At 61.5% G+C, this 16,858-nt stretch carries 16 protein-coding genes; 4 read left to right on the top strand and 12 right to left on the bottom strand.

What is annotated here, in order from left to right; translation table 11 throughout:
• Positions 1 to 4: 4 nt before the first annotated feature.
• From LUU92_RS17525 to LUU92_RS17535, 3 genes are read right to left on the bottom strand one after another with little or no spacing between them, the layout of a single operon-like run.
• The gene (locus LUU92_RS17525; protein WP_058425050.1) at positions 5 to 439 is read right to left on the bottom strand and encodes a hypothetical protein; all 435 of its coding nucleotides are present in this window, start codon (positions 437 to 439) and stop codon (positions 5 to 7) included.
• Between the two features lie 9 nt (positions 440 to 448).
• Complete coding sequence (locus LUU92_RS17530; protein ID WP_071491933.1) at positions 449 to 682, bottom strand: hypothetical protein; 234 nt, start codon at positions 680 to 682, stop codon at positions 449 to 451.
• Positions 683 to 694: 12 nt separating this feature from the next.
• Positions 695 to 1,258: an EscC/YscC/HrcC family type III secretion system outer membrane ring protein gene (locus LUU92_RS17535; RefSeq protein WP_071491934.1), complete on the bottom strand. Its 564-nt coding sequence runs from the start codon at positions 1,256 to 1,258 to the stop codon at positions 695 to 697.
• Positions 1,259 to 1,306: 48 nt separating this feature from the next.
• Between LUU92_RS17535 and LUU92_RS17540 the strand changes: the two genes are divergently transcribed.
• Positions 1,307 to 2,071, top strand: a complete 765-nt coding sequence (locus tag LUU92_RS17540; protein WP_071491935.1) for a tetratricopeptide repeat protein — start codon at positions 1,307 to 1,309, stop codon at positions 2,069 to 2,071.
• 206 nt (positions 2,072 to 2,277) lie between these two features.
• Here LUU92_RS17540 and LUU92_RS17545 read toward each other — a convergent pair whose 3' ends face one another.
• From LUU92_RS17545 to LUU92_RS17575, 7 genes are all read right to left on the bottom strand, one after another.
• The gene (locus LUU92_RS17545; protein ID WP_071491936.1) at positions 2,278 to 2,658 is read right to left on the bottom strand and encodes a hypothetical protein; all 381 of its coding nucleotides are present in this window, start codon (positions 2,656 to 2,658) and stop codon (positions 2,278 to 2,280) included.
• Positions 2,659 to 2,672: 14 nt separating this feature from the next.
• On the bottom strand, positions 2,673 to 3,953 hold the full coding sequence (locus LUU92_RS17550) for a type II and III secretion system protein family protein (protein ID WP_071491937.1): 1,281 nt from the start codon (positions 3,951 to 3,953) through the stop codon (positions 2,673 to 2,675).
• Positions 3,950 to 6,082, bottom strand: a complete 2,133-nt coding sequence (sctV, locus tag LUU92_RS17555) for a type III secretion system export apparatus subunit SctV (protein WP_071491938.1) — start codon at positions 6,080 to 6,082, stop codon at positions 3,950 to 3,952. The genes LUU92_RS17550 and sctV overlap by 4 nt, the downstream gene beginning before the upstream one ends.
• Positions 6,079 to 6,414 carry a tetratricopeptide repeat protein gene (locus tag LUU92_RS17560; protein ID WP_071491939.1) on the bottom strand — a complete coding sequence of 112 codons (336 nt, stop codon included), beginning with the start codon at positions 6,412 to 6,414 and terminating at the stop codon, positions 6,079 to 6,081. Before LUU92_RS17560 ends, sctV begins: the two co-directional genes overlap by 4 nt.
• Positions 6,414 to 6,770, bottom strand: coding sequence for a hypothetical protein (locus LUU92_RS17565; RefSeq protein ID WP_071491940.1), 357 nt, complete (start codon positions 6,768 to 6,770; stop codon positions 6,414 to 6,416). Before LUU92_RS17565 ends, LUU92_RS17560 begins: the two co-directional genes overlap by 1 nt.
• A gap of 26 nt (positions 6,771 to 6,796) precedes the next feature.
• Positions 6,797 to 7,681 carry a SctD/MshK family protein gene (locus LUU92_RS17570; protein ID WP_257102401.1) on the bottom strand — a complete coding sequence of 295 codons (885 nt, stop codon included), beginning with the start codon at positions 7,679 to 7,681 and terminating at the stop codon, positions 6,797 to 6,799.
• Positions 7,682 to 7,784: 103 nt separating this feature from the next.
• Positions 7,785 to 7,946 (bottom strand): hypothetical protein, encoded by a 162-nt coding sequence (locus LUU92_RS17575; RefSeq protein ID WP_016969018.1) that lies wholly within the window; start codon positions 7,944 to 7,946, stop codon positions 7,785 to 7,787.
• Between the two features lie 601 nt (positions 7,947 to 8,547).
• On the opposite strand from LUU92_RS17575, the gene LUU92_RS17580 reads away from it, so the two are divergent.
• The gene (locus tag LUU92_RS17580) at positions 8,548 to 8,970 is read left to right on the top strand and encodes a winged helix-turn-helix domain-containing protein (protein WP_371322061.1); all 423 of its coding nucleotides are present in this window, start codon (positions 8,548 to 8,550) and stop codon (positions 8,968 to 8,970) included.
• Here the strand turns inward: LUU92_RS17580 and LUU92_RS17585 are convergent.
• Positions 8,967 to 9,827 carry a Dyp-type peroxidase gene (locus tag LUU92_RS17585; RefSeq protein ID WP_071491942.1) on the bottom strand — a complete coding sequence of 287 codons (861 nt, stop codon included), beginning with the start codon at positions 9,825 to 9,827 and terminating at the stop codon, positions 8,967 to 8,969. The two genes, LUU92_RS17580 and LUU92_RS17585, sit on opposite strands and share 4 nt — an antisense overlap.
• Positions 9,828 to 9,965: 138 nt before the next feature.
• On the opposite strand from LUU92_RS17585, the gene LUU92_RS17590 reads away from it, so the two are divergent.
• Both LUU92_RS17590 and LUU92_RS17595 read left to right on the top strand, forming a co-directional pair.
• Positions 9,966 to 11,582, top strand: coding sequence for an NADP-dependent glyceraldehyde-3-phosphate dehydrogenase (locus LUU92_RS17590; protein ID WP_071491943.1), 1,617 nt, complete (start codon positions 9,966 to 9,968; stop codon positions 11,580 to 11,582).
• A 151-nt stretch (positions 11,583 to 11,733) separates the two neighbouring features.
• A complete protein-coding gene (locus LUU92_RS17595) occupies positions 11,734 to 12,795 on the top strand; it encodes an FUSC family protein (RefSeq protein WP_071491944.1) in 1,062 nt (353 codons plus the stop codon).
• 77 nt (positions 12,796 to 12,872) lie between these two features.
• Here LUU92_RS17595 and LUU92_RS17600 read toward each other — a convergent pair whose 3' ends face one another.
• Positions 12,873 to 16,745: an immunoglobulin-like domain-containing protein gene (locus tag LUU92_RS17600; RefSeq protein WP_242626976.1), complete on the bottom strand. Its 3,873-nt coding sequence runs from the start codon at positions 16,743 to 16,745 to the stop codon at positions 12,873 to 12,875.
• Between the last annotated feature and the right edge of the window lie 113 nt (positions 16,746 to 16,858).

The raw sequence follows: 16,858 nt of genomic DNA on the forward strand, positions 1-16,858 counted from the left end.
GATGTTATTGCCCCTTGAGCAGCGTGTTGGCGGAGCCGGAAATCTGTGTCGCACCGCGCACCACCATCTGGGTTTCGATGGAGTAATCGAACATCTTGCCCAGGGAGTGGACGATCTGGTCGACCTGTTGCTCGCCGACTTTTTTCCCGGGTTCACCCTGGGGCGAAGCACTGGCGGTGCGGATTTCTGCCTGGGCCGGCGGCGGTGCCGAAGGATTGTTGGTGAGCAGGTCGGCGCGCTCGGAAAACGCCCGCGTACGGTCGATGAAACTGTTCATGCGCTCCATCAGGCCCGAGCCGATCTGGTGCGGGCTGGCGCCTTCGGGCATGCCCTTGGCGGTGTTGGCCATGTGCTCGAACAGGTTCTGCGAGGCCCCGGCGGGCCCCGCGCCGGCAGACGGCGGCAACGCCGAAGCGCCGGCGGCGAGACTGATAGTCATAGGGGCTTCCTACTCTTCGTCGTCATCGGACATGGCGTCGTTCAGCAGTTCCTGCATCTTCGGCATGATGATGAACTGGCCGCCGTAAGTGACCGCTTGGGTGATGAACGAATCGGTGAGTTCGGCGTCGGTGGGCTCGGCGGGCTTATCGCCGGCCTTGGCGTTATCCACCGCCGCGTTGAACCTGGCTTCAGGGCTGGCGCCACCAGGGGCGAGATTGCTGTCTACGGCCGTTACGGACATGGTGCTGCTCCTTTACTGGGTTGGGGTTTCGGTACTGACTTGGGCGCCACGGAATACCCGCACACCGCGCTCGCGCGCCACCGGGGCGGCGGTGACCTTGGGTTGCAGGTGATCGACATGCTGCTGCACCAGCGCCAGGTACGGCGGTGGTCCGGACACGAACACTTCATCGCCCTCGGGGCCGTTGCGCATGGACAACTGCTGGCCGAACACATCGAGGTTGCCGAGGTAGGCCTGCAACTGGTCGAGGTCCAGGGCACTGGCCTTGAAGAGCCTGGTGCTGATTTCATCGCTGGCGTTGAGGTACAAGAGGTTGCCGTCGAAGTACCAGGTGAGGCCGTTGGTGCTGCACAGGGTTTGCAGGAACTCCCCGGCGGTGGCCGCGCGAATCGTGCTGCGGGCCTTGCCGCGGACCTTGTCGGAGAGCACCAGCGGCACATCGAGGTTGTGCCCGAATTCTTCCAGGGCACTGCGCACGTCCTGGTCCACCAGCACGTAGGCGTAGGGTTGGGAGAACCAGTCAGGCTCTTCGGCAGCGTGGGCGAAACTGGCGCTGAACAGGCATAGGACAGCCATCAAAAATATGCTTACATGGCCTCCGCCTTCGCCAGACGAGTTGTGACGATGACCCCTAGATTTCTGCTCGCCAGTACCCTGCTGCTGACCGCCTGCGCCCACCCACCTGCGACCGATGCCGACAAGTCCCTGCAACTGGCCAATGACCTGAGCCAGCGCGGCGACTACGCCAGTGCGGCAGCGCTGTACGAGCGGGCGGCGCAGCAACCCGGCGCGGGTATCGAGCTGTGGCTCAAGCTCGGCCAGGCCAGGCTCGACGCCAAGGATGCGGCGGGCGCCGAGCGGGCCTTCCAGCAGGCCCTGGGGTTCGACGCCCGCAATGCCGAAGCCCTGCTCGGCCTGGGCACCGCGCAATTGCAAGTGGGCAAGACTCAGCGTGCCGTCACCGCCCTGGGCCAGGCGGCCGGGATCAGCGGCTTGCCGGTTGCGTACACCCGCCTGGGTGTCGCGCAGATCCTCAATGGCCAGGCCGCGGCGGCGCAAACCGCGTTCGCCAGGAGCCTGAGCCTCAAGCCCGACGACCTCGACAACCGCTGCAACCTGGCCCTGGCGTATGCGCTGGGCGGGCAGTCGCAGCAGGCGTTGGACACCATCGCCCCGGTCGCCCAGTCGCCCCGCGCATTGGCGCGGCATCAGCGTAATGAGTTGTTGGTGATGGTCTTGGCGGGGTACGAAGACCGCATCGCTGCACTGCCGTTGGACGATATTCCCGCTGCCGAACGGGCGCGGTTGGTGAACGAAGCCGAGCGCATCAAGGCGATCAGCGATCCGGTGGCCCAGGCTCGGGAGTTGGGGTTGGTGGATCCGCGCTGAATCTGTTGTGGGTGAGCTTTCTGTGGTGAACGGGCCTGTTGTGGCGAGCGGGCTTGCCCCGCGTTGGGCTGCGAAGCAGCCCCAAAACCAGGCGCTGAGAACTGTCTGTTGGAATGCGGTGAATTTGACAGGGGCCGCTTCGCGCCCCAACGCGGGGCAAGCCCGCTCGCCACAACAGGCCCGCTCGCCACAACAAGCAACACAGGTCATTGCTTGCCCCCCGCCGCATCGGCCTTGGCTTCTTGCTGATCCTTGCGCCGCTGCAATTGCTCACGGTCAAACCCTTCGATGTACACCTGGGCAGCGCGGCCCACTGGCGCGGCCATGGCCGGGCCTGTGGGGCGGCCTTGGGTCAAGTCCTGCTTGCGCTCGACCATCTGCATGAGGTTCAAATTGTTCGCACAGCCGAGCGCCAACGTCGGCTTGAAATCCTCGCCCAGCCCAATGGTGTCCGTCGCCGGGGGTTGCTGGCATTGGGTCGGCAAGCCATCGGCGCGGTATTCGGATGAGTAGTACGTCGGCGCCAGGTGGGTCTGGCAACCCATCAGCGCCAGGGGCAACAGCAGCAACACACGTAAAACATTCATGGCAGGCCCCCTGATCAATTCATGTAGAAACCGAACGCCCCGCCGCTGCGCGGTCCGGTGGCCGCTGCGGTAGCCGGTGGTGCGTCGAGGGGCGTGGCGAGGGTGCGACCGCGCACCGGCTCCACCAGGTACGGCGTAATCAGGATCACCAACTCGGTTTCATTACGCTGGAAGCGCTTGGAGCGGAACAGGTTGCCGAGGATCGGCAGGTCACCCAGCAGCGGCAGTTTCTCGATGTCCTGGCTGCTTTCCCGCTGGAACAGCCCGGCGATGGCGAAGGTCTGCCCGCTGCCGACTTCCACCCGCGTATCGGCGCGGCGCACGCTGAAGGACGGCACATGAAAGTTGCCGAAATCCACGGTGCCGCCACTGACCACGCTGCTGACTTCCGGGCGCACCTGCAGGGCGATGCGGCCGTTGGGCAGCAGGGTCGGGTTGAACAACAGCGACACGCCGAACGACTTGTATTCGATGCCCACCAGGTCGCGGTTGACCGGCACCGGGATCGCCACTTCGCCACCGGCGAGGAAGCTGGCGGTCTGGCCGGTCATGGCGGTGATGTTCGGCTCGGCGAGAATCTGCAGCACGCCGTTGGCCTGCAAGGCGTCGAGCATGCCGTCGATATTCACATTGCCCGAGCCTGCGCCCGCTGCGGCCAAGCCACCCGCCGAGGCTGCGGCCAATGGCCCGCCGGTGATCAGGCCGAACGAGAACGTGCCGTTGTTGAACATCGCGTTCCAGTTCACGCCGTAGTGCAGCAACTCCGAACGCGACACTTCGGCAAAGCGCACCCGCAAGTTCACTTGGGCGGCCCCTGCGTACTCGGTGGTGTTGATCGCGCTCTGGAAACCCTGCCCCTGGGGATTGAGCAGCGCGTTCAAGTCCGTGGCTTCCGCTACCGATCCCACGGTGCCTTTGGCGATCAGACGGTTACCCGCGCCGCTGATCTGCGCAGCGTTGCCGGGATGCAATGCCTGCATCGGCGCCGTCACCGCCTGGCTGGCGCTGCTGACGGCCAGGCTCAGGCTCGCCAGTTGCTGACCGTCACTGCCGAGGGCGATCAGGCTGGTATTGCCCGGCGCCTTGCCGAAGATGTAGAGGGTGCCCGGTGACACCACCTGCAAGTCGGCCACATTCGGCTCGGCCACCAACACCGTGTCCACGGGGGCGACAAAATGCAGGATGCGCCCTTCGCCGGAGGCCAGGGCGATAGAACCTCCGGCACCGGCGGCGATTTCCTGAGCCTGGCTCACACACGAAAACACAGTCAGCAACAACGCACAAAAACGCATCATGAGGCAGACGCCAGGGGAGTGACGGAAGCCGCGGCAGGCCCGCGGCGATTGGAAATCTCGGTCAGGCTGATGGTCACCAGCGCTTGCAGGTTGTACTCGGTGGCCAGCTCGCGGAACGACAGCACCGCCAGTTCCAGCTCGCCGCGCACCACCAGGCGGCGCAGGCTGCGGCGCAGTTCCGGGTGCACCAGCAACACCGCGCTGTTGACCTCGCGGGTGTGCTCGCACGCCTGGCGCAGTTGGGCGAGCAAGGCGCGGCTGACGTCCTCGGGGATCAACTCGCGCTGCGGTTCCTGGCGACGCAGGGAGCCGCGCAACTGGTCTTCCAGGCCCGGCGCCAGCACCAGCGCACCGATCACCCGGTTGCGGTCGGCGTACTGATGGCTGATCTGCCGTGCCAACGCGGCGCGCAGGTGCTCTGCCAGGCGCCCGGCATCGGTTTCACGGGCGCCCCACTCCACCATGGCTTCGAGCAAGGCGCGCTGGTTGCGGATCGACACGCCTTCGCCCACCAGCAAACGCAGGGTCTCGGCCACCCGCTGCAACGGCACCAGGCGCAGGGCTTCCTTGACCAGTTCGCCGTAGGTGGCCTCGGTGCGCTCCAGCAGCAGGCGGGTTTCCTGGATGCCGAGAAAGTCGGCGGCATAGCGGCGCAGGCTGCGTTCCAGCACACCGCGCAACACCTCGTCGGGCAGCAGGAAACCGATGCCGGCGTTGCGCAACGTGTCTTCGTGTTGGCGCTCGACCCAGTGGGCGTTGCGGCCCGTGAGCGGCGAATCGGCCTGCACCGTGGCGAGGTCGAGCAACTGCACATGCACCGGATCGTCCTGCACCAGCAGGCAGTTGGTCGGCAACTCGCCTTCGCTTACCGGCACGCCTTCCAGGGACACGCGGAAACTGCCAGGCGTGGCCTTGGCTTCCATGTAGATGCCCGGTACCGGTATATCCACGCCGAGTTCGGTGCGCAGGTCGTGGCACAGCGCTTCGACGCGTTGGCGCAGCAGTTGGCGCGGTGCGCTTTGGGACACGCCGCTGCCGAGGGTCAGCAGCACGCGGGTATCGGGCAACAGGTTGTCATCCCGTTCGGCCTGGGCTTCGACCACCGGCTCCGGCGTCTCGACCAGCACTTCAAGTTCCGGCTGGCGGTGATGCCGGCGATACATCATGAATGCCGCGCCACCGAACACCAGGGACAAGCCGAGGAACACCCAGGTCGGAAACCCCGGCAGCAGGCTCACGCCGATCATGATCAACGCGGTCAACCCCAGAGCGCGGTAGCTGGCGCCCAGTTGCTTGATGATCTCGCTGCCCAGGTCCCCCGCTTCGCCGTCGCTGTTGACGCGAGTGACCACGGTGCCCGCCGCCACCGAAATCAGCAGCGCCGGGATCTGTGCAATCAGGCCGTCACCCACGGTGAGCAACGAGTAGGTGTGCACCGCCACGCCGAACGGCATGTCGCGCTCGATCATGCCGATCAGCATGCCGCCCAGCAGGTTGACCGCCAGGATCACCAGGCCGGCGATGGCATCGCCCTTCACGAACTTCATGGCGCCGTCCATCGCGCCGAACATCTGGCTTTCACGCTCCAATCGCGAGCGGCGACGACGGGCTTCGGCCTGGTCGATATCACCATTGCGCAGGTCGTTGTCGATGCTCATCTGCTTGCCGGGCATCGCGTCCAGGGTGAAGCGCGCGGCCACTTCCGCCACGCGCTCGGCACCCTTGGTGATCACCACGAACTGCGCCACGGTGATGATCAGGAACACCACCATGCCCACCACCACTTGCCCAGCGATCACGAAGTCGCCGAAGGCTTTGACGATATGCCCGGCGTCGCCGTGCAGCAGGATCAAACGGGTGGTGGTGATCGACAGCGACAGGCGAAACAGCGTGCTGAGCAGGATCAGCGGCGGCAGCGCGGAGAACTCTACCGAGTGGCCGATGTAGAAGGCCACGATCAGGATCAGGATGCTCAGGGCGATATTGAGACCGATCAGCGCGTCCACCAGGTAGGTGGGCAGCGGGATGATCATCATCACAATCGCCATCAGCATGAATGCGACGATGATCACGTCGGTGCGCTGGGCAGCCAGACGCGCCAGGTTGTTCAGGCGGTTGAGCGCACTCATGCGCCGGCCCTGCGTGCAGCCAGATAGCGTTTGAAGCACTGGCGCGCGTCGTCCTTGCGCTCGCCGTACCACAAGGCGCGGGCGCGCAACAGCAACAGGCTGGCGGACTCGCCTTCCAGCGCCACCAGACGGTCCAGGGCGCCGAGGGCGCGGGACGCGTCGCCGCTGTCGGTGAAAGCCAGCACCAGCGAGCGCAGCAACACGCCGTCATCGGGGGCGACGTTGACCGCGATCAGCAGCATCACCAGGGCGCGCTGGGACTGGCCATTGCGCCGGTACAGCTCGCCGATGCCCTTGAGCAGTTGCACGGCGTCGTCGTTATCGCGGGCCATCAGGCGTGTACCTCCGAGCGTTGCTGTGCGAGGGTGCGGCGCATCTCGATCTCTTCGCCGATCAGCTCGACGGCCAGTGCCTTGATGTGTGGCTCGGCGTCCAGGCTTGGCAGGATGTGTTCCATCACATGCTCCAGCAGTTCCAGGGAGCGAGCACTGCCGAACAACAGCGAGTCGACGCCAGCGGCGCCGGTGAGTTCTTCGAGGTCGCTGCGCAGGGAGCGACGGGTGTGGGTCTTGCGGGTCTTGAGCACCGCTTCGAAGGCGGTGGCCTGGCGCGAATTGACCGGGCGCACAGCTTCGACCGGCGCACTGCGTACGTCACTGGGGATCAACGGGCGGGGTTCGACTTTCATCCCAGGGCCTTAGCTTAAAAGCATGGTCACAACGTGAAGGTGAAGCGCTCCTCACCACGGGCGAGGATCACTTGGTTGTTTTCGATACGTTCCAGCACCCAGTTGTCCGCCAGCGCCGCGCCGGGGTACAGGCGCTTGCCACTGTCGTTGATCACGTACGGATGAGGCCCGAACCACACGGCCTGCAAGCGCACGCGCGGCGCCGCCGCATCGGCCCGCACGGCGACGCGCGGGTTGAGCACGATCTGCTGGCCGTAACGCTGGTCGAAGGCTTGCTGCACCGCCAGCCACTGCGGTTTTTGCGACTGTTCGAAGGTGCCCGTGGCGCTGAGCTGGCCGTTGCTGTTGCTGACCTTCACGGTATCCAGTCGGGCGGCTTGCAACTGCTGCTCCAGCCAGGCCTTGGCCTGTTCGCGGGAAGGTGTTTTCAGCGGTGCAACGGCGGTAACGGCGGTTGCCGGCTGCGGTGGTGCTTCACTGCGAAACGCCAGCGCTCCAGCACAGATAAACAGCAGCGCGGTCGCGACGATCCAGGGGGCCAATGTGCGTGACGCGGGCACTGGTTTTTCAGCACCGCCAGGCATTGCCAGGCTCACCCCCGCCGTGCCGATGCGCAGCTGCACCGGCAGCCGCGCGCGATGACCGTTGCCTTGGGGAATGCGCACATTGCCGGCGATCAATACGTCACCGCCCAAGGCTTCGACCGCCACCTGGCCGCCTTCAAAACGCAGGCGCAGGTGCAGGCCGGCAACGCCGGGATCGCTGAGCACCAAATCAGCCGCCAGATCGGCGCCGAGGGTGTAGACAGGCTGGTCGAGCACCAGGGAACTGCCCTGATGCAAACCGCCGGTCACCGTCAGGGTCGGTGCGCCAGTTGCGGCGACCGGGCCCAGGGAAATCAGGGCTGTCATAGTCGGGTTTGCCCCTTTGAGCCTGTGCAACGGGGTCAAGAATCAGGATAAAAACGGGAATCGAGAGGTAAACGGGCAGCGCCAGCGCCGCCCGTTTGGCGAATCAGTTCTGCGGACGCTGTTTGGTGGCGTCCAGCTCGGCTTTTTTCGCGGTGCTGATTTCGGTGATCTTGGCCGACTTCTCGATAGCCATGTTGAAGGTAGCTTCCATCTTCGCGATAGCGTCGTCGGCGCCGCCTGCTTTTACTGGTGGGACATCAGCCATGTTCATCTCCTTGCATCGATAGGGAAGTTATTCAGTTGCGCAACAGCACGCTGAAAGTATGCAAACCGATGAAGGCCCAAAACGTCAGACAATGCGCCTTCGAACCGTTGTTGGTTTGCATGGGCCCCATACTACTCACGATCAAAACGCCTTCGCTGTGAAAGCTTGTGAAACGTTTCAGATACAGGTTGTGAAAGGTCTGGCTCAACCTGGCGTTGAAAAAAATTCATCGCCTGAGTGACATGGAACTTTCAGAGAAAAACAAAAACACGCTCAAGACCAATGTTTACGGGCACTCCGCTAATACCCACTGAACAATGCTGAACAATAAGCCTCTTTTGAAACGCGCCACCTAGCGACACCCGGCATTTATTTTCGCGATTACTTCACATTTTTCGCTAATAGCCTTTTGCCCAACTTTCCAGACATTTTGATTTGTAACAGAAGCGACTTAATCATCGCGTTTGATAACTCGTCCCAAGCAACCCAATTGCTTGGCGAGCAACTTCCCTCCGCGCCTGCTAGTGCAACTGCACTAATAACCAAAGGACTCGCTTTCAGGCCGGCTATATATAAATCTTTCAGGTGATCTATGACCGACATGAATTATTCACCCACCACTCTCCTCAAAGACGACGGTTGCGTTGAGATTCACTTCGGCCCTTATCGACTGCTGCCCAAGCGCCACCAACTGCTCAGGCATGACCAGCCGGTAAACCTTGGCAACCGCGCCCTGACCCTGCTGATCGCCCTTGCCTCGCGGCCCGGCGAATTGCTGCAGAAAACCGAACTGCTCGACATTGCCTGGCCGAAACGGGTGGTCGAGGAATGCAACCTGCGCACACAGATCAAGACTCTGCGCCGCACGCTGGGCGATGACGATGACGATGTGCCGTACATCGCCACGGCATCGGGCATGGGCTATCGTTTTGTCGCGCCCACCTGGTTCGAGCAGGCGGCGCACCCGCGGGCGATGAGACCGTCGGGCGGCGGCGGTGAACGTGTGGCCTGCGGCGTGCTTTAGCCCAGGGCGCTCAGGTCCAGGTGGCCATCCTTGATCGGCGGGCACCAGTAGTAGCCACCGGTCAAGGGGGTGCTGATGCGGTACAGGCCATCGACAATCCCGTCCTCCAGACCGCTCATGCGGCGCAGTTGCGCTTCGAACGCATCAAAGGAATGGCCGAACGCCAGGAACATCAGGCCCGCCTGACCATTCTCGGCCCAGGGCATGGAGCGACGCACCACGAAGGCTTCCGGGGTGAAGCTTTCCTGGGCGGTGCGCTTGGTGTGGGCGGACTCGGGGGCGTCGTCGAGTTCTTCGTTGTCGCCATGGCGGCGGCCGATGATGTGGTCGCGCTCCTGAGCCGGCAGCGCAGCGAAGCCATCGAGGTCATGCTGCCATTGCTGGATCGCGGCGAAGCTGGCGCCGCTGTCGGTCAGGGCGGCGTCGACCGCGGCGTCGTCGTGGGGGTTTTCGGTACCGTCTTCGTAGTCGGTGAGGTCGAAGCCGGTCTTGTAGCGGAAACCTTCGGTCATCTGCACCAGGCGAAATGCCGGAGCCAGGGCCTTTTCAAATGCACGGCTGCGCAACAGCAGTTCACCGCGATCCACGCCATGCAGCCACACCCACAGCGCCTGCTGTGTGGACGGGTTATGCGCGCCCGGCCCGCTGATGGCCGGAAAACTGCGCAAGCCTTCAACGCGTGCGCCCAGTGCGGCAACCAGCGGCTCGCCAAGACCGACCACTGCCGCCGAATCGGTCAGTTGCACCAGTGCGTCCAACGCAGCGGGTACGGCTGCCAGAGCCTCCACGGCAAAAAACAGATGGCGTGCCTGCAACGGCACCGGTGCGGCAAGAATGCCCGGCTGGTACTGACTCATGTGAACTCCTTCTGAAAAGCCGCGCAGTTTAACCGCCGGGCACAGCCCTGCGTACAAGAAAGCGCGCAAGCCTTGCCATAGAGCCTGTTGTTGGGTGACTCTCTAGTCATGTTTTGCAACTATTCCAGGGGTAGCGCCATGACCACTAGCAACCTGCTCGCCCAGCTGTTTCCTGCCTCCGCCGCCGCAGTTCCCGAGCAGTTCCAGCTCGGAGCGCCCATTGAACAGCGTGATTACCTGGTCGACGGCCAGTTGCAGGTATGGAACGGCCCCTTGGCCAAGGTGCAAAGCCCGGTGCAGTTTGGCGACGAGCGCGCGCATATCGGCAGCACGCCGTTGCTGGACGCCGAGACCGCCCTTACCGCCCTGGACGCCGCCGTGCGTGCCTATGACCGCGGCCAGGGCGAATGGCCGACAATGCGCGTGGCCGAGCGCATCCAGCATGTCGAAGCATTCCTGCGCCGCATGCGTGAACAGCGCGACGCGGTGGTCAAGCTGCTGATGTGGGAGATCGGCAAGAACCTCAAGGACTCGCAGAAAGAATTCGACCGCACCTGCGACTACATCACCGATACCATCAACGCGCTCAAAGAACTGGACCGCCGTTCCAGCCGCTTCGAGCTGGAACAGGACACCCTCGGCCAGATTCGCCGCGTACCGCTGGGCGTGGCCTTGTGCATGGGCCCCTACAATTACCCGCTGAACGAAACCTTCACCACGCTGATCCCGGCGCTGATCATGGGCAACACCGTGGTGTTCAAGCCGGCCAAGCTCGGCGTGCTGCTGATCCGTCCGTTGCTGGAGGCGTTCCGCGACAGCTTCCCGGCCGGGGTGATCAACGTGATCTACGGCAGCGGCCGTGAAACCGTCAGTGCGCTGATGGCCAGTGGCAAGATCGATATCTTTGCGTTTATCGGCACCAACAAGGCCGCCAGCGACCTGAAAAAACTACACCCGAAACCACACCGCCTGCGCGCGGCATTGGGCCTGGATGCGAAAAACCCCGGCATCGTGCTGCCCGAGGTGGACCTGGACAATGCGGTCAGCGAAGCCGTTACCGGCTCGCTGTCGTTCAACGGCCAACGCTGCACCGCGTTGAAAATCCTCTTCGTGCATGAAGATGTCGTCGACAGTTTTATCGAGAAATTCAACCAGAAACTGGCCACGCTCAAGCCCGGCATGCCGTGGGAAGACAGCGTGGCGCTGACGCCATTGCCCGAAGTGGGCAAGGTGGATTACCTCACCAGCCTGGTAGCCGATGCCGCGCAACATGGCGCCAAGGTGGTGAATGAGCATGGCGGTGAAAGTCGCGGTTCGTTCTTCTACCCGGCGGTGCTGTACCCGGTGAACCCGCAGATGCGCGTGTACCACGAAGAGCAGTTCGGCCCGGTGGTGCCGATCGTGCCTTACCGCGACCTGGAGACCGTGATCGAGTACGTGCTCGACTCCGATTTCGGTCAGCAACTGAGCCTCTTCGGCACCAACGCCGTGGAAGTCGGGCGCCTGGTGGACGCCTTCGCCAATCAGGTCGGCCGTATCAACATCAACGCCCAGTGCCAGCGCGGCCCGGACACCTTCCCGTTCAACGGGCGCAAGAACTCGGCAGAGGGCACGCTGTCGGTACATGACGCGTTGCGCGTGTTTTCGATCCGCACCCTGGTGGCGACCAAGTTCCAGGAGAGCAACAAGGCGCTGGTCAGCGACATATTGCGTAACCGCGATTCAAGCTTCCTGACTACCGACTACATCTTCTGAAAACGCTACAGACCCAAATGTGGGAGGGGGCTTGCCCCCGATAGCAGTCGCTCAGGAACAGACCGGTTGACTGATCCACCGTTATCGGGGGCAAGCCCCCTCCCACACTTGGACCGTGTACCCCCTGAATTTCGAGGCCACTTTACTACCGATGAACCTGCCCTTCTTCGCCCGGCGCCTGTTGCGCCCCCTGCTCGACCCGTACCGCCGCTACCGCCATGCCAAGCTGATTCACGCCGTGCGCGTGTCCATCGGCTTGCTGGCGACAATCCTGCTGACCACCGGTATCAACCTGCCCCACGGTGAGTGGGCGTCGGTGACCATGCTGATCGTGATCGGTGGTCTGCAGCACCACGGCAATATCGGCAAGAAAGCGGTGGAGCGTGCCTATGGCACCTTGATCGGCGCCAGCGTCGGCTTGGTGGTGGTGGTGCAGCAGGCCTACTTCGGCCTGCCCTTCTTGACCTACCTGTTGATGTCGGCGGTGTGCGGGTTCTTTTCCTATCACGCCATCGGCAAGGGCGGCTACATCGCCCTGTTGTCAGCGATCACCGTGTTTATCGTCGCCGGCCACGGGGACAACCCGATCTCCGATGGGCTATGGCGCACCGTCGATATCTTGATCGGCATTGTGCTGGCCTTGGCGTTTTCGTTCGCCCTGCCGCTGTACGCCGTGTATTCGTGGCGCTACAACCTGGCCAGTGCGCTGCGCGATTGTGCGGCGATCTACAGCCGGATCATCAATGGCCAGTCAGTCACCGATGATGAGCACGTCAAGCTGCTCAACCGCTTGAATGCGTCGATGGTGCAACTGCGTTCGCTGATGCCGTCGGTGTCGAAGGAAGTGCGGATTTCCATGACCGAACTCGACGCGATCCAGCGGCATTTGCGCATGTGCATCAGCACCCTGGAGATTCTTGGCAATACCCGGCCCGATCCACGGGATGAACAGGCGATGGCGCGGATGCAGGTGATGTTGAGGACCGAACATCGGCAGATTCGAGTGCAGTTGGTGGGGATGGCGCGGGCGTTGAAGTCGGGGGTGACGGAACGGTTGCAGCGGCCCAGCCCTATCACAGGCACCGAGCCAGCACTGGATACGCCGGTCTACAGCGCGCTGGATGGGTATCGCTTATTGACGGTGCAGTTGGCGGCGAATGTGGATGCGATGCGCCAACGACTGGCCAATAGTGCAAGTCACTGGAAGATCTGAGCCTCCTCACTCAATCAACTAATGATGAAAAGGCCGGTTTCTCTATGCGATCCACCGGCCAGCCCTTCACGCTTGCGTTATCTCAACCCGATACCATTTAGGTGGCCGCCGAGCAACTTGTCGGCTTCCGTCCCTGTGCCACCGCTAGGAATATCCAGAAAGTAGTAATAATTGGTAAAGAGGAATGAATGGGAGAAGGTACCCGACCAGTACCACGCATACCCCATGGGCCACCTGGCTCCATAGGCGTGGTTGATGGCGCGTAGCTCATCGAGACTGGGCATGCGTAGCCCAGCATTCGCCACTGCCGTACTGATATTCCTGAACGTATTCCTGCCCATGCCATACACTTGCACGACGTTGCTGACATAAACGGTGTAACTGCGGGTCTGCGCCGGCACCGACGAGTCCCTGACGGTAATCGTCGCAGAACCATTGCCGCGCACGGTCACCAGCCCTCCGCCATCCACCACGGCCACCGATGTACTGCTTGAGTAGTAGTAGGGCGCTGTACCTCCCGAAGCCCGGCGCGTGATCGAGTTTCCTGCGCCGAAGGTTGGCAATATATTGGGAGTTCCGGGAAGTATGTAAGTCCGAGCACTCAAAGTGACCGCAGACTGGTCGAAATTCAGCGGCGACGTCAGGCGAATGTTGTACTGCGTGGAAGGGAAAGGTATCGCATCACTGCGCTCCTCACTGCCGTTGAAGGTAACCGCCAACGCGACCGTGACCACGCTGTTATTCCGCAGTCCCAATAACCAGGCGCGCGAGATCAAATGGTCGCGCAGGCCATTGGCAGCCTGCAACGAATTGATCGGATAGGCCGTTAACAGGTTCTGCGTGACAGCTCCAGGACTGGAAACCGACAACCACACCCGTTGCCCGGGGCTACTCAAGCGCCATTTGGCAACTGCGATCCGGCCGTCACCGGTAAGTGTAGGTGGATTGAGGCTCCCTCCATGGGCCACGCCATTGATGAGGGCTCGTGGCAGGTTGGCGGACGCAATCGTACCGAACGTGACCTTCTGTTCATCGGATGTACCCTCGCCACCTCGACCCAACTGTACGAAGTACTGTAAATGAACAGTACTGTTTACACTCCTGGCGACCAAATCATTGGGCACGTTGTAGGTAACCGTGCCACCATCCAAACCATCCAGCGGCCCCAAATCAATCGTCAAACCATTAGCAAGGATCCAGTGAAGCAATACCTTGTCCACCCCCCCCAGGTTCATGTTGGGGTAGCTCACCAGCACCTGGCACTTGTTTTCGACTGTCAGTGGGTTAACCGACACTTCCGGCCCGCTGGCAGGCGTCGAGTCTTTGATCGACGGATGAGGAAATACGTTCGGTTGGTCCTGGACCACATGATGACGAACGCCAAATAGCACAGCGTTGTCCTTCTGCGAACTGTGATCGAACGCCACCCAGAAGCGTATCGTCAGTGCAGACCAGTCTTGAAGGCGGCGCAGACGACCCACTGGCGTATATGCCGATGGGCCAAATGTGACATCATCGTCAACAGCCTCGCGGGCGACAAACGTCGACTCCTCATAGGGAGCTCCCGTGTCGAGCCAGCCCGAATAGTGCAACCACATGCGTTGCCCCATCGCGGCGTAGGGGTATGGCGGCACACGAGTCATGTCCAGATCGTCCAACAACGTTTTCTGCAACACGCTGTCCTCGCCAATGCTGTCGATCAGGGGCCCAGACAAATGATGCAGCGAGAGTAAACGCACCACCAGTGTCGGTGACGGTGTAGCAAATCCATTGCGGATCACTTTAAAGGACACTTCGATATCACGGCCATCAGGATGGATGTTGTAGCCGATGGCTCCGACCGGGACCGTGAAGTCGATATGGTCTCCGGTCTGCCCTTCCTTGATTTCCGAATAGCAGCCTATTCCTGGTAGCCCCTTAAAGACAGCCTCGACTTTGTCGGCGGGCTTGATGAACTCGTAACGCACCCGGATCGTCGCACCGTCCGGCCATGTATGTATCGGGTCGAGTTCATGGGTGTCGGGGTTGGCTTGCAGCACTTCGGGCATGAACAGTTTGCCCAATGCCGTGCCGATGGTCACCACCGCCTCTTCGGAATACTCGAAGACACCATAGCGGTCAATCAGGAAGCTGGCAGTGAGCGTGCCGTCCAGATTGTCAACGAAGAGCTGTTTTGGAACATCCACCAAGAGTGGATTGCCCGCTACAAACAGCGGGTATTCATACTGCGCTTCCCCACTGACGGAGCCCTTGTACTTAAGGATGACCAGGTCGCCCTGTTTGAAATCCGCACGCAGCTCCAGCGTACCCACGCTGCCGACCCGCGCGGGGTCTACGTTGTCATTGATCGCGTCCTGGAACACAGGTGCCTGCAGCGTTCGCGCTGGAATTCCTACTTGTATCCAACGGCGGTCTGACTCACGTACCCCCAATGCGCCAGTGACGATGTAGTGCACGTTGGTGTCGCGCAAGCCTTCGAAACGCGCGTATTGGTCATTGAGAAAATCACGCGTGCGCACATGCGAGCCAGCCAGACGCGAAGACCAAACCAGTTCAGAGGTGTTGTCCAAGCGAACCCCCTGAATGCGAACTGTCAAATCGTCCCCAGGGCTGCCCGGCGGTTGGTAGTCCGGCATTTCCGCGGTAATGAGCGGCAAGTCCGGCTGGATGAACGGTCCATGGGCTTGGCGAACCAGTGGCCTTGGCAATTCAAAACGCCGGCCGGCAACGGTAACCGTCGTCTCCCTGGAGGGCAGATCATCTTCACCGTCTCTTTGCCTAACATAGGAAGCCGTCAGGGTGCTTTGAATAAGTGAGCGGACCAACTCGTTCCGGATAGGAAATTCGTAATACTTTGGAATCTTGTCAACCGGCAGCCGCAAGGATTCAGTCACATACTCACCTGTTGGAGTGGTGCCGTGCACGGTGAGCAAGATAAAATCACCCACTCGAAAATAAGGACTGTCACGCGGCACCTCCACTTCCGCAGTGGCAGAAGCCTGACCTAGAGCATCTGCGTCCAGGACCATCGTTTTTGGGTCCGCCTCGACGATAAACGGTTCCGGCGGCAACGCTATGTTCAAATTGACTTTTACCGGTACCGGTTTGCACCACGGCTGCAGCTCACCCGAGCGGTTGCGCACCTCGTCAAACAGATAAAACTGCGCGACAAAATCACCTGATCCGGCCGCGATTATGAATGCACCCGTGATCAAAAAAATCAGGTCAAAACCCACTTGGTCAGCTGTAATAGGGGGTAGTTCAAAACGATGCGCGCCCCAGTAGAACATCACCAAGTCGTTAACCCGCATGTGCTCCCATGCGCGAATCGTTGCAGTAACCCCCCTGGCTGCGACGACAGCGTCAATATTTGTATCCGAAAGGGTCAACACCAGTTTGGAGTGCCAGTTTTCATTGGGATAGTCGTCGGCGCCTCCCGGACGGGTGTCCTTTACAAATATAACTTGGCGCGGCGAGGTACTGAGGGTGGTGGTGCCAACACGCTCAACTTCGCCGTAGACGTCGTTTACGAAGCCCAACGGCATAGTGCTACGAGGAATGTTTAGGAAGACTCGTTTAATAGTGGTGCTGTTATCCGTAACCTTGTCCTGCATCAGCACCAGGTCTTCCTGCTTGAACCGATAGATGTCACCCACGGAAAAGGTTTCCCAACGCTCAAAAACGACGTCCACCCCCTCCTCAAGATGACGGATGCCCACACCATAGGACGCGTTCTCTACTGGTATAACCTGCGTAGGGGAGGTGTAGGGAGAGTCAAGATCCTCAATAATAGTAAACCCGGGGCGGCTTTCCGACGATTTCACCACGGGAGCTGGTTTTTTTCGCGGAGCAGGCCTCGCAGTGCCTGACGCGGACAATTCAGAGGATGCGGAAGCCTGTGTCTCGGCGTCCTCGACCGAGGATTTGGGGCCTTTGGGTTCGGCAGACATGATTTTTCTCCGGGTTTAAGCCCGTGCAGGTCGTGCACGAGTCAGGGAGAAATCACACGCCTCATCACTCAACGTGTCTAGCTGTCAAAGTTGACAGGTAGCGAAGAGTGATG

The sequence above is a fragment of the Pseudomonas extremorientalis genome, from assembly GCF_024584605.1.
Lineage (GTDB): Bacteria > Pseudomonadota > Gammaproteobacteria > Pseudomonadales > Pseudomonadaceae > Aquipseudomonas > Aquipseudomonas extremorientalis.